Below are 12,410 nucleotides of genomic sequence, written 5' to 3'. Positions count from 1 at the left end.
GGGGCGATCGGCAAGATGGGGAGGACGCGATGGCGACGAGCATCAAGCTCAACAAGGTGGTGAAGCGCTATGGCGCGGTCGAGGTCATCCACGGCATCGACCTTGCGATCGATCCGGGCGAGTTCGTGGTCTTCGTCGGTCCCTCGGGATGCGGCAAGTCGACCTTGCTGCGGATGATCGCCGGGCTGGAGAAGATCACCGGCGGCGACCTCCTGATCGACCGCGAGCGCATGAACGATGTCCCGGCCTCGCAGCGCGGCATCGCCATGGTGTTCCAGTCTTATGCGCTCTACCCGCACATGACCGTCTACAAGAACCTGGCCTTTGGCCTGGAGACGGCCGGCTACAGGAAGGCCGAGATCGACGAGCGCGTGCAGCGTGTCGCCAGGATCCTGAAGATCGAGAGTCTTCTGCAGCGCCGCCCCCGCGCCCTGTCCGGCGGCCAACGCCAGCGAGTCGCCATCGGCCGCGCCATCGTGCGCGAGCCCAAGATCTTCCTGTTCGACGAGCCGCTCTCCAATCTCGACGCCGAGCTGCGCGTGCAGATGCGTGTCGAGATCGCCAAGCTGCACCAGGACCTCGGCAACACGATGATCTACGTCACCCATGACCAGGTCGAGGCCATGACCATGGCCGACAAGATCGTGGTGCTGCGCGACGGCATCGTGATGCAGGCCGGCGCGCCGCTCGAACTCTACAACCGGCCGGCCAACCAGTTCGTCGCCGGCTTCATCGGCTCGCCGAAGATGAACTTCCTGGCGGCGCGCGCCAGCGCTGCGGCCAACATGATCGAGGTCGCAGGCCGCAATGTCTCCCTCGATGCGGCTCTGGCCGTGCGCCGGGACGAGCCGCTGACCTTCGGCGTCCGCCCCGAGCATATCGTGGTCGGTGGCGAGGCGGGCGAAGTGCTCGGAGAGGTCAGGGTCCAGCTCGTCGAGCATCTCGGCGGCGGGACCGTGCTTTACGCCACCACGGCGGGAGGCGAGAATCTGACGATCTCGGCCGCCGGGCAATTGCGCGTCCGGCACGGAGAGAACGTGCCGTTGCGCATCGACCCGTCGATCTGCCACATCTTCGACAGCCAGGGCATGGCGCTGCGCAGCTGAGCGAGGCTGCCGAGCCCGGGCTTCACACGCGCCGTGGACGAGAGGGAGATGGGCGTCGGTATCCACCTGCTTCGAGGCAGGGCGTTTCAATGCGCGGCTGCTGCACCGCCGCTTTGGCCCTTCCTGGCGAACAGGACCACGATGGCGGCGAGGACCAGTATGATGCCGATGACGGCGAAGGTGTCGCTGAAGCCGAGCACCAGGGCCTGGCGCTTGACCGTCTTGCCGAGCGCGATGACCGCCTGCTGCTGCGCGGCCGCATGGTCGGAGATGCCATGCGCCATGAAGTAGTTCGTCATCTGGTCGAGGCGGGTGCGGACCTCCTCGCGAAAGGGCGTGACCGCCTGGCCGATGATGTTGGAGTGGAACTGCTCGCGCTTGGTGATGATCGTGCCGAGCACCGCGGTGCCGACCGCGCCACCGAGATTGCGCAGCATGTTGAACAGGCCCGACGCATTGGCGGCGTCCTTCGGCTGGATGCTCATCATCGCGATCGCCGTCAGCGGCGTGATCACCATGGACTGGCCGATGGCGCGCACGACATTGGGCCAGAACAGCTGGTCGCCGGAATAGTCGAGCGACATGTGGATGTTCATGAAGCAGGAGGCCGCAAACAGCGAGATGCCGACGAAGGTGATGTAGCGAACGTCGAAACGCTTCATCAGCATCGGGACGAGCGGGATCAGCAGGAGCTGCGGCAGGCCGGTCCAGGCCAGCACCTTGCCGATCTGCTCGGCATTATAGCCCTGCACCTGGCCGAGATATTGCGGCAGCACATAGACCGAGCCGAACAGGCCGAAGCCGACGAGGACATTGGCGATCGTGCCGACGCTGAAATTGCGGTTCTTCAGCAAGGAGAGGTCGACGAGGGGCTTCCTGACCCGGAGCTCGATCCAGATGAAGGCCGCCAGGAACACGACCGCAATCACGGTGAGGCGGATGATGAAACTCGACTGGAACCAGTCTTCCTTGTTGCCTTCCTCGAGCAGGGTCTGCAGCGCTGACAGGCCGATCGCCATCGTGGCGATGCCCGCCCAGTCGCCTTCGCGCAGCAGCCCGAGCTGCATGGGCTGGTTTTCCAGCGTGAAGGCGAGCGCGATCACCATTGCGATGCTCGGGATGGTGTTGATGAAGAAGATGGTCTGCCAGCCGTAATTCTCGGTCAGGTAGCCGCCGATGGTCGGGCCGATCGCGGGCGCGAAGGTCACGGCCAGCGCGAACATCGCCAGGCCCATCGGCTGCTGCGACTTCGGCAGGCGCGTCACCACCATGGTGAAGGCCATCGGGATGAGGACGCCGCCGGCAAAACCCTGCAGGCCGCGCAGCGCGATCATCTGGCCAAGTGTGCTGGCAAAGGCGCAGGCCATGGAGAACAGCGCGAAGGCGACCGTGCTCCAGATCATGTAGCGCTTGAACGAGAACACCCGGCTGAGAAAGCTCGTCAGCGGGATGACGATGATCTCGCCGATCAGATAGGAGGTCGAGATCCAGGCGCCGTTGTCGACGCCGGTCCCAATGCCGCCCTCGATGTCGAGCAGCGAGGCATTGGTGATCTGGATGTTGAGGATCGCCATGAAGGCGCCGATCGCGCCGGCGACGATCGCGATCCAGGTGGAGAGGCTGGCCTTGTCCGGCGCAGGGGGAGCCTGCGGGGGGACGGCGGCAGTCGGCATTGGGTTCGGCATGGCCCAGCTCCTTGCAAGCCGGGCGCGCGGGAAGAGCTAGCGCGCGTCCGCCACAACAGATGTGTTCGAAACCTTGGTGTTGATGGTCGGCACGACGGACATGCCCGGGCGCAGGTCACCCGCGAGGCCATGGCCGGGGTCGAGCACGATCTTGACGGGAACGCGCTGGACGACCTTGGTGAAGTTGCCGGTCGCGTTGTCCGGGGGCAGCAGGGCGAATTCCTGGCCGCTGGCCGGCGCGATGCTGTCGACATGGCCCTCGACCTTGACGCCCGGGTACATGTCGACCTCGACCTCGACCGCCTGGCCGGGCTTCACCTCGGTGAGCTGCGTCTCCTTGAAGTTCGCGACGATATAGGTGCCGGCCAGCGGCACGACCGCCATGAGCTGCGTGCCGGCCTGCACATACTGGCCGATGCGCAGCGTGCGGTTGCCGACGACGCCGTCGACCGGGGCGGTGATTTCGGCATAGGACAGGTTCAGCTCGGCCTGGCGCTGCACGGCCTCGTCATGGGCGACGGTGGCGCGCGCCTGGGCGAGATCGGCCTTGATCAGGTCGACCTGCTTCTGCGCCGCGGCGAGCGCTGCCGTGTCGCGATCGGTTGCGGCGCGGGCAGCCGCAATCTTCGCGACGGCGGCCTGCGCGTTCTGCACGGAGCCGTAGCCGGTCCTGGCCAGGTTCGTGTAGCGGTCATTGTCCTGCTCGGCGAAGGTCTGGTTGGCCTTGTCGACCTCGACGGTCGCCCTGGCGGTGTCGATCACCGACTGCTGGGCGTCGAGCTGGGCCTGCTTGCTGGCGACGGCGGCGCGGGCCGCCGCGACATCGGCCTTGGCCTGATCCAGCGCGACGGCGAAGTCGCGATCGTCGATCCGGGCGAGGACCTGGCCGGCCTTCACGGGCTGGTTGTCGCGCACCAGCACGTCTCCGATATACCCCGAGATCTTGGGGGCGATCGTGGTGCTGTCGGCCTTGACATAGGCATCGTCGGTCGAGACCTCGAAACGGCCGGTCGTCCAGTAGTCATGGCCCCAGGCACCGGCGCCAAGCAGAGCCGCGAGGGCGACGCCGGCCAGCGCTGCACGGCGCAGGCCGTTGCGCGGGCGGGCGGGCTCGGCGGCTGCCGCGCCGACCAGCGTCTCGGTGGCGATGTTCGGGACTGCCTCGTTGGCGGGGATGGCGCGTTCGGCGGAAATCCGGTCTTGATGGGTGCTCATCGTTTCATCTCCCGCAGGGCTGGGCGATCCGCCGTTCCTGCAATATGGAAACTTGATGTTTTCTAAAATAGGGCCTATCTTTCCCAAGTCAACGATAATTTGGAAAACCGTCATGGTACAAATTCACGAAACGGTGAAGCGTTGCCGGGGGCGGCCTCAGGCCAGGCCCGACGAGGAGACGATGCGCCTGATCGTCGAGGCCGCGGACCATGAGTTCCAGTCGAACGGCTATGCCGGTACGAATATCAAGGTTGTGGCCGAGCGCGCCGGCGTCTCGACAAAGACGCTCTACAAGCTCGTGCCGACCAAGGCCGGGCTGTTCGAGGCGACGATCCGTCTCCGCATCAGCCGCTTCCTGCTCGATCTGGATGACGAGGTCGGCGAGGAGCTCGACCCGCGCGAGGCGGTCGAACGCATCCTGTTCGCCTTCGGCGTGCTGACGCTGAGCGCCGAGACGATCGCCATCAACCGGCTCGTCATCGGCGAATGCGGGCGCTTCCCCGAGGTCGCACGCGCTTTCTACCAGTTGGCCATCGTGCCGGTGAACGGCGTCATCGAGGCCTGGCTGACGCAGCAGAAGGACAAGGGCACGCTTCGCCTCGACGATGTCCATATCGCATCGGGCATGCTGCGCGGCATGATGATCATGGAGCCGCAGCGCACCGCGATGATGGGGCAGCGCGCCGCGCCGCATCGCGACGAAATCGCGCTTCGCGCCCGGCAATGCGCCGAGGTGTTCTATAACGGCTGCAGGATGTGAGGGTGCAATCTGGCGGAGAGCGGCCCTGGGCGCGCTTGCCTGCCGGTCCCTGGATGCGGAGCGCGCATGAGCGGCCGTGCTGCGCTCATTCCGTCGAGTCGAAATCGTCCTCCCCACCATTCAGCATCGCGGCCAGTGTGCTGAGGCCCATGTCGAGCTGATCCATCGCCGGAGAGGCCAGCGCCAGCCTGACGGCGTTCGGGGCGTGGCCCGGGCTGACGGCGAAGGTCGAGGACGGCGTCAACGCGATGTCGCGCCTGGCTGCTGCGGCGACGAAGGCCTGCGAGCGCCACTGCGCCGGCAAGGTTAGCCAGAGATGATAGCATTTTTCGTTGGCCTGGATGTCGAAGCCGGCGAGACGATCGGCCGCCAGCCTCTGGCGCGCGCGCGCGTCGATGCGCTTCAGTCTTGCAAGCTCGGCCACGGTGCCGTCGCCCAGCATCCGCTGGGCGGCCGCAAACGCAAACCCCGAGGCGGTCCAGCCGCCCGAGCGCACCGAGGCTGCCACGCTTTCCCGCAACCGCGGCGGCGACGCGATGAAGCCCAGCGTCAGCCCGGGAGCAACCTTCTTGGAGAGGCTGTCGATGACGATGCAGCTGTCCGGCGCCAGCGCGGCAAGCGGCGGCTGATCGTCGAGGAAGCCGTAGACATTGTCCTCGATGACCGGAAGCGCGAGCGCCTCGACAACGCGCAGGAGATCGGTTCGGCGTGCCGGACTCATCGTCATGCCCAGCGGATTCTGGACCGCCGGCTGAACATAGATGGCCGAGAGCTGGGCCTCGCGATGCGCCCTTTGCACCGCGTCGGGCCGCAGGCCGTCTGCGTCCACCGCCAGCGGCACCAGCGAAATCCCGAGCCGGGCGGCGATGCTCTTGATGAAAGGGTAGGTCAAGGCCTCCACGCCGCAGCGGCCGCCCGTCGGAACCACGGCCGCGAGCGCGGCGGCAAGGCTCTGGCGGCCATTGCCGGTGAACACGAGCTGTTCGGGCGAGGGGGACCATGCGCCCTGCGACAGATACGCGGCTGCGGCGCCTCTCACCGCCGGCGTCCCGATGCTGGTCGCCTGTCGCAACGCGGCATCCAGCGCTGCAGGATTGTCCAGGCCGCCCAGGCTCTTGACGATCAGTGCGGTCTGCTCGGGAAGGATCGGGTAATTGAACTCGAGGTCGATCCGGCTGCCATGCGGCTCGCCTGGCGCCGCCACGCCACGCCGGGCCTCGCCCGAGATGAAGGTGCCCCTGCCGACTTCGCCGACGACGAGGCCGCGGCGCAACAGCTCCGCATAGACGCGGCTCGCCGTCGAGACGGCGATCGCGCGGTTATAGGCGAAGCTGCGCTGCGGCGGCAGGCGGTCGCCCGGCTTGAGCGTGCCGTCGGCGATCTCCGCGGCGATCGCGTCAGCGAGTTTCAGATAATCGGATTTCGACATTATTGCACCGAGAACAATGTTTCGATTGCTCGGAGCATTATGTCGGATCATTTTGTCTGCATCAACCCGATTGAACCGGAGCCACGAAGGCTTCCGCGATCACCCGGCAAGCGATCCCCTCGCTTGCGACGGCGGTATCGCATGGCCCGGAGCAATCCCTGGGAGACAGGACATGTCTGCAGTTTCGTCCACTCAAATCCCTTCCACCCAAATGCTTGCGACCCAAGCCCCTGCAACCCGAGCCCCTGCAACCCGACGTCCTGCAATCCTCGCCCGGCCTGCGGCCGCCAGGACGCCCGGCGCACTGTCCCGCCTGCTCGGCGCCTGTCGTCATGGGATCGCGGGTTATTTCGCCCGCCGTGACGCCATTGCCTGGCTTCGCGAGGTCGATTCCTCTGCCCTGGAGGATATCGGCCTGACGCGCAGCGAGATCGAGGACGCGGTCCGCGGCCGCATCATCCCTCCCGACCGGGCGCGGGGGCGGTGATGGCCTCATTGGTCGCAATCAGCCCAGGCGCGGACGCTAACCGGTGCACCGCGATCGCGGAGGCCGCGACATGGAACTGACCGTCGCCACCATCCTGGTCGCCTTTGCCGGCGTCTTCCTGATTGGCTTCATGAGGGGAGCCTTTGGTGGCGGCTTCGCCATCATCGGCATTCCGCTCTTGTCTCTCGTGATGGACCCGGTCACCGCCGGCGGGCTGCTCGCGCCCCTGTTCATCGCGATGGATCTCTACGCGCTGCGGTACTACAGGCCCTCGACCTGGTCGAAGCCGGACCTCGCGCTGCTCCTGCCGGGGCTCGTGACCGGCATCGGGGCGGGCTTTCTGCTGTTCCGCGTTCTCGACCACCGCACCATCACGCTCGCGATGGGGGTGATCACCCTGATCTTCGTCGGCCTTTGGCTTGTCGCAGGCGCAGAAGTGCGGCGCCGTCCGCGTTCGACGCCGAAGGCGATCACGGCCGGTCTAGCCTCGGGCGTCACCACCATGGTGGCCCATTCCGGCGGGCCGCCGCTGGCGATGTATTTGCTGCCGCTCGGGCTCGGCAAGGAGATCTATGCGGGGACGACGAGCCTGTTCTTCACCGTCGGCAACGCGACCAAGCTGGTGCCGTGGCTGCTGCTGGTGAAGCCGGGCGCAGAGGTCTGGAGCTTGATGGCGCTTTGCCTGCTCGCCATTCCCCTGGGCGTCGGGCTGGGCTGGCGGCTTCACGGCGCGCTCGACCAGCGCCAGGTCTATCGCGCCTGCTACGGCTTGCTCGTCGTCACAGCGCTGAAATTGCTCTGGGACGGCGCTTCCGGTTTCTTCGGCTGAGCGCGACCGTTCGGAACGGGCGGGCAGCGAAAGCGATGCGGCACTGTCAGGGTGCAGGCATGGTCTCGCGCTCTGCGCCCCGCGCGCCTTCACGGCGCCAGGCCGATGGCCGCCGCAGCCTTGCGGTAGCGCATTTCGGTGTCCGTTTCGAACCTGAACGTCTTCAGGAAATCGTCGAGGCGGTAGCCCGGGTTGAGACTCTGGATGCGTACGACATGGGAGCGCGCCTCGTCCATGCGGCCGGCGAGTGCGAGGCAATGCGCTGCGATGGCCAGGATGTGCACATGCGCGTTGGGCCGCGCGGCAGCCTTCACGCTCCACTGCGCCGCCTCCGCGAAGGCGCCCAGCCTGACCAGCGCCATCGCGCGCGTACCGAGAATGCCAAACAGCAATGGATCATGCGGGCTCAGCAGCCGGGAATGGTCGGACGCGGAGATCGCGGTCTCGGGATCTCCCGCCAGGCAATGGACGAAGGCGAGAGCGTAATGCCCGAGTGCGAAATTCGGGCTGAGCGCCACGGATCTTTCCAGCGCGCCGATGGCGCCGGCCTGATCGTCGACGAGCCAAAGGGCTCGTCCCATCGACCAATGCGCGGCCGGATTCTGTTCGTCGATCAACAGGCTCTGCTCGGCGGCTTCGATGGCCCGTCGCGCTTCGTCATCCCGTTCGCCCCAGCGCTGGAAGGCCCTTTGCCAATGCGTGAAGGACAGGCCGGCCTGAGCGCGCGAGAATGTCGGATCGAGCTGCGCGGAGCGGCGGAAGAGTGCTGCGGCGTGCTCATTTTCCGCCGCGGTGAAGCGGTACATATGCCAGAGACCGCGATGATAGGCCTCCCAGGCGTCGAGCGATTCCGGCGGTCTCAGGATCGCGCGGTTGCGCTCGGCGGACTCGATCTCGGAGGCGATCGCCGAAACGATGCCGTCTCCGATCTCGTCGAGCACGGCCAGCCGATCGAGCGAAGAAGCCTCGAACCGATCCGTCCAGACGATATGCGCTGTCGCCGCCTCGACGACTTCGATGACGGCGGTGGTGGTGCCCTCGTGCCGCTCCAGCAGCCCGGTGACGACATAGCGGACGCCCAGCCGCTCGCCGATTTCGCGATATCCCAGCTGCTCCTGTGCGAGGGCGAAAACCGAGCCGCGCGCGATGACGAAGAGCCCGCGCAGACGCGCGAGGCGGCTGATCACGTCATGCGTCAGGGCGTTTCCGAGATCGCTGGGGCCGATGCCATCCGCGCTCGTTTCCTGGAGTGGCATGATCGCGACCGAAACCCGGCGCTGTTCCGAGGGCTCGGCGGCCTCAGGGCCGGCGGCCTCCGCGGCGACTGTCGCGGGCGTCTTCCTCAGCTCCTTCCAGGCGGCCGCGATCGGGCCGAAATCGATGCCGTCGGCCGTGAAACTCCTCGCTGTCCGCTCGAGATGCCGGGTGCAGTCGTCGATCAGGCGCCGGTCGTAGAGCTCGGCCAGGAACCGGGCGTGAGCGCCGATATCGAACGGCGCGAGCCCGATCCACCGGCCGGCCGCGGCCCAGCCTGCCGCCGTTCCCTTCGGCGCCCTGCGCGCCGTCTCGGCCACCACCGCGATTTCGAGCGAGCGGAACTCGCTCCGGCGGCCCGCCACCCAATGTTCGAACTCGATGCTCTCAGCGAGTTCGGTGCCTTCCAGGAATTCGTGCTCCGCCGCAGCGGCGAGGGTCAGCAGATCCGTGTCGCCAAGCCGCTCGAAGCCGCTTTCTGCCGCCGCAAGCAGGCGCAGGACATCGACATCGCAGCCCTCGAGATCGAGCGCGATTCCGTCATCGCAGGCCATGATGCGCCGACGGCCGGGTTCGTCGACCAGCGAACGCAGCTTGCTGAGGCACCATCTCAGCTCGCCGCGCGGATCGTCGGGCACCTGCCATAACAGGCTGCAGAGCCGCTCGCGGGGGATCGGTCGCGAAGCCAACGCGAGATAGGCGAGCACGGCCCGCACCTTGCGCGAGGGCGGAAGCTGCACGGCAACGCCGGCACGCAGGAGCTTCAGCGGGCCGAGGAGCCGCAGCTCGAGCCCGGGCCTTGAGGATTCAGCATCGGAACCCTGCGATTCCATGCGCACTCCAACGGTGGCTCCCACGCGAAAAACGCCGCCGTCATCCTAGCATCCCCTGTCTGTCAGCACAGCCGGAAGCGTCGGCGGCCGTGACGGCCGCCGGGCAGGGCTGTCGAGAAGGAGGGAAACCATGCCTTCGATGGAGATTTCGAGGACGACCCAAGGTCGTGGCCGCCTGTTCGACACGGTGCTCGACACGATTGGCGACACCCCGGCCATCCGCATCAACAATCTCGGCGTCGATCACGCCACGATCTATGTGAAGGCCGAATTCTTCAATCCGGCCGCCTCGGTCAAGGACCGGCTGGCCGTCGCCATCATCGAGGAGGCCGAGCGCACCGGCGCCTTGCGCCCCGGCCAGACGGTCGTCGAGGCGACCAGCGGCAATACCGGCATCGGGCTCGCCATGGTCTGCGCGCAGAAGGGCTATCCGCTCGTCGTCACCATGGCGGATAGTTTTTCGGTCGAACGCCGGCTGCTGATGCGGATGCTGGGCGCCAAGGTCGTGCTGACACCCCGGGCGCAAAAGGGGTTCGGTATGTATCTGAAGGCCGTCGAACTGGCCGAGAAGAATGGCTGGTTCCTGGCCCGGCAGTTCGAGACCAAGGCCAATGCCGCGATCCACGAGGCCACCACGGGCCGCGAGATCGTCGGCGACTTCGCCGGCTCGCGCCTCGACTATTTCGTCACCGGCTATGGCACCGGCGGCACGGTCGTCGGCGTCTCGCGGGTGCTCAGGCGCGAGCGCCCGGAGACCAAGATCATCCTGAGCGAGCCGGCGAACGCGCAACTGATCGGCAGCGGCCAGAGCCAGCAGCGTGATGCGGCCGGCGCGCCAGCGGCCAGCCATCCGGCCTTCGAACCGCATCCGATCCAGGGCTGGACGCCGGATTTCATCCCCGATGTGCTGCAGGAGGCGATCGACGAGCGTTATTATGACGATGTGATCCCGATCGCCGGGGCCAAAGCGATCGAGTGGGCCCGGATGCTGGCGCAGAAGGAAGGCATCTTCACCGGCATCTCGGGGGGAGCGAGCTTCGGTGTCGCCCGGGAGATCGCCGCTGCGGCACCAGTGGGCTCCGTCATCCTGTGCATGCTGCCGGACACGGGCGAGCGCTACCTGTCGACGCCGCTATTCGACGCGATCCAGCCCGGGATGGACGCAGACGAACTGGCACTGTCGCAATCGACGCCCGGTTTCCAGATCGCGGCCGAATAATGCGGGGAGACAGCCATGGACGCGCGTGTGGGACCATCGATACAGGCCGATCCTGACGGGTATGGCGGGGAGGAAACGCTCGATCCGCAGGACTGGGACGCGGTTGCCGCGCTGGCGCATCGCGTCGTCGACGACGCGGTCGACCATCTCAGGGATCTGCGCGAGCGGCCGGTCTGGCGGCCGATGCCGGGCGAGGTCGACGCGCTGTTTCGCGCACCTGTGCCCGAGCAGCCCATGCCGATCGAGCAGGTCTATGGCCTGGTGCGCGACAGCGTGCTGGCCTATCCGATGGGCAATATCCATCCGCGCTTCTGGTCGTGGTTCATGGGGGGCGGCAATTTCTCCGGTGCGCTCGGCGATTTCATCGCCGCCGTTCAGGGCTCTAACGTGGCCGGTGGGAGCCACGCCGCCGCCCGCCTCGACCAGCAGGTCGTCGGCTGGCTGCGCGATATGGTCGGCCTGCCGGCCTCGGCAAGCGGCACCCTGGTCAGCGGCGGCTCGATGGCGAACCTCATCGGGCTGACGGTGGCGCGCAACACGGCGGCGGGGATCGATCTGCGCGAGCACGGGGTCGCCGCGCTGGATCTGCCGCTGCGCTATTATGCGTCCGATCAGGTCCATTCCTGCCACCGCAAGGCCGTCGAGGCGCTCGGGCTAGGCAACCGGGCCCTGCGCCGGATTCCGAGCCGCGCCAACTGCCGGATCGACCTTGACGCGCTGCAGGCCGCGATCGCGCAGGACCGCGCGGAGGGCTTTCATCCCGCTTGCATCATCGGCACGGCCGGAACCGTCAATTCCGGCGCGGTCGACGATCTGGCGGCGCTCGCCGACATCGCAGCCGACGAGAACATCTGGTTCCACGTCGATGGTTGCATCGGCGCCCTGCTGGCCATCGCACCGGACAACGCCTGGCGGGTGAGGGGCATCGAACGCGCCGATTCAGTGGCGCTCGATCCGCATAAATGGCTCCACGCCCCGTTCGAGGTCGGGTGTGCGCTCATCCGCGACCGGGCACGCCACCGCGACACCTTCGCCGTCTCCCCGGAATACCTGCAGAACACGGCGCGCGGCATCGCGTCGGGTGACTGGCTTTACGAGTACGGGCTGCAGACGACGCGCGGCTTTTGCGCCCTCAAGGTGTGGATGGCGCTGATGGAGCATGGCGTCGCGAAATTCGGCCGCCTGATCGACCAGAATATCGCGCAGGCCGCCTATCTTGCCGACCTGATCCGGTCGCAGCCGGGCTTGGAGCTGGTCGCCCAGCCGGAGATCAACATCGTCTGCTTCCGTGTCGCTCTGCAGGGGGCTGACGAGGAGCGCGTCAAGCAGAGCAACGTCGAGATCATGCTTCGGCTGCAGGAGGCGGGCGTCGCGGCCTTGTCAGACACGACGCTCCGGGGGCAGCACTGCCTGCGCGTGGCGATCTGCAATCACAGGACGAGGCTGGAAGATCTGGATCAGCTCGTCACCGCGGTGCTGGCTCTGCAGAAAGGCATGACAGCACACGCAGCCTGAGAGGGTCGCGGTCGATCTTGCCCGAGCCTGAAAATGGGTTGCGGCGGGCGCGGTCGAATCGACCAACGGTGAATGCCG

General features: G+C 66.9%; 10 protein-coding genes. 6 read left to right on the top strand and 4 right to left on the bottom strand.

Annotated elements, in window-relative coordinates; translation table 11 throughout:
• The first annotated feature begins 29 nt into the window (after window positions 1–29).
• Entirely contained in the window at window positions 30–1,106 is a 1,077-nt protein-coding gene (locus BIWAKO_RS30665) for an ABC transporter ATP-binding protein (RefSeq protein ID WP_069881861.1), read from the top strand.
• Window positions 1,107–1,192: 86 nt separating this feature from the next.
• Here the strand turns inward: BIWAKO_RS30665 and BIWAKO_RS30660 are convergent, their stop codons facing one another.
• A complete protein-coding gene (locus BIWAKO_RS30660) occupies window positions 1,193–2,779 on the bottom strand; it encodes an MDR family MFS transporter (RefSeq protein WP_069881860.1) in 1,587 nt (528 codons plus the stop codon).
• A gap of 48 nt (window positions 2,780–2,827) precedes the next feature.
• Window positions 2,828–4,006: an HlyD family secretion protein gene (locus BIWAKO_RS30655; RefSeq protein ID WP_069881859.1), complete on the bottom strand. Its 1,179-nt coding sequence runs from the start codon at window positions 4,004–4,006 to the stop codon at window positions 2,828–2,830.
• Between the two features lie 112 nt (window positions 4,007–4,118).
• Between BIWAKO_RS30655 and BIWAKO_RS30650 the strand changes: the two genes are divergently transcribed.
• Window positions 4,119–4,766: a TetR/AcrR family transcriptional regulator gene (locus BIWAKO_RS30650; protein ID WP_069881858.1), complete on the top strand. Its 648-nt coding sequence runs from the start codon at window positions 4,119–4,121 to the stop codon at window positions 4,764–4,766.
• An 85-nt stretch (window positions 4,767–4,851) separates the two neighbouring features.
• Here BIWAKO_RS30650 and BIWAKO_RS30645 read toward each other — a convergent pair whose 3' ends face one another.
• A complete protein-coding gene (locus tag BIWAKO_RS30645; RefSeq protein ID WP_069881857.1) occupies window positions 4,852–6,195 on the bottom strand; it encodes an aminotransferase-like domain-containing protein in 1,344 nt (447 codons plus the stop codon).
• 172 nt (window positions 6,196–6,367) lie between these two features.
• Between BIWAKO_RS30645 and BIWAKO_RS36925 the strand changes: the two genes are divergently transcribed.
• Entirely contained in the window at window positions 6,368–6,682 is a 315-nt protein-coding gene (locus BIWAKO_RS36925) for a hypothetical protein (protein ID WP_244523593.1), read from the top strand.
• A gap of 70 nt (window positions 6,683–6,752) precedes the next feature.
• A complete protein-coding gene (locus BIWAKO_RS30635; protein WP_069881855.1) occupies window positions 6,753–7,511 on the top strand; it encodes a sulfite exporter TauE/SafE family protein in 759 nt (252 codons plus the stop codon).
• Window positions 7,512–7,600: 89 nt separating this feature from the next.
• On the opposite strand, the gene BIWAKO_RS30630 is transcribed toward BIWAKO_RS30635, so the two are convergent.
• On the bottom strand, window positions 7,601–9,598 hold the full coding sequence (locus BIWAKO_RS30630) for a transcriptional regulator (protein ID WP_069881854.1): 1,998 nt from the start codon (window positions 9,596–9,598) through the stop codon (window positions 7,601–7,603).
• Between the two features lie 130 nt (window positions 9,599–9,728).
• On the opposite strand from BIWAKO_RS30630, the gene BIWAKO_RS30625 reads away from it, so the two are divergent.
• Complete coding sequence (locus BIWAKO_RS30625) at window positions 9,729–10,817, top strand: PLP-dependent cysteine synthase family protein (RefSeq protein ID WP_069881853.1); 1,089 nt, start codon at window positions 9,729–9,731, stop codon at window positions 10,815–10,817.
• A 15-nt stretch (window positions 10,818–10,832) separates the two neighbouring features.
• Window positions 10,833–12,332 carry a pyridoxal phosphate-dependent decarboxylase family protein gene (locus BIWAKO_RS30620; RefSeq protein WP_069881852.1) on the top strand — a complete coding sequence of 500 codons (1,500 nt, stop codon included), beginning with the start codon at window positions 10,833–10,835 and terminating at the stop codon, window positions 12,330–12,332.
• Window positions 12,333–12,410 lie beyond the last annotated feature (78 nt).

This window comes from Bosea sp. BIWAKO-01, from assembly GCF_001748145.1.
Classification (GTDB): Bacteria; Pseudomonadota; Alphaproteobacteria; order Rhizobiales; family Beijerinckiaceae; genus Allobosea.
The sequence above is the reverse complement of the archived record's forward strand: the minus strand, read 5'-3'. Positions and strand labels throughout refer to the sequence as shown.

Bases quoted from the DNA above. Each gene is read 5' to 3' on its own strand.
- BIWAKO_RS30665 (WP_069881861.1), top strand. From the start codon at position 30: ATGGCGACGAGCATCAAGCTCAACAAGGTGGTGAAGCGCTATGGCGCG.
- BIWAKO_RS30655 (WP_069881859.1), bottom strand. From the start codon at position 4,006: ATGAGCACCCATCAAGACCGGATTTCCGCCGAACGCGCCATCCCCGCC.
- BIWAKO_RS36925 (WP_244523593.1), top strand. From the start codon at position 6,368: ATGTCTGCAGTTTCGTCCACTCAAATCCCTTCCACCCAAATGCTTGCG.
- BIWAKO_RS30660 (WP_069881860.1), bottom strand. From the start codon at position 2,779: ATGCCGACTGCCGCCGTCCCCCCGCAGGCTCCCCCTGCGCCGGACAAG.
- BIWAKO_RS30620 (WP_069881852.1), top strand. From the start codon at position 10,833: ATGGACGCGCGTGTGGGACCATCGATACAGGCCGATCCTGACGGGTAT.
- BIWAKO_RS30645 (WP_069881857.1), bottom strand. From the start codon at position 6,195: ATGTCGAAATCCGATTATCTGAAACTCGCTGACGCGATCGCCGCGGAG.
- BIWAKO_RS30625 (WP_069881853.1), top strand. From the start codon at position 9,729: ATGCCTTCGATGGAGATTTCGAGGACGACCCAAGGTCGTGGCCGCCTG.
- BIWAKO_RS30635 (WP_069881855.1), top strand. From the start codon at position 6,753: ATGGAACTGACCGTCGCCACCATCCTGGTCGCCTTTGCCGGCGTCTTC.
- BIWAKO_RS30650 (WP_069881858.1), top strand. From the start codon at position 4,119: ATGGTACAAATTCACGAAACGGTGAAGCGTTGCCGGGGGCGGCCTCAG.
- BIWAKO_RS30630 (WP_069881854.1), bottom strand. From the start codon at position 9,598: ATGGAATCGCAGGGTTCCGATGCTGAATCCTCAAGGCCCGGGCTCGAG.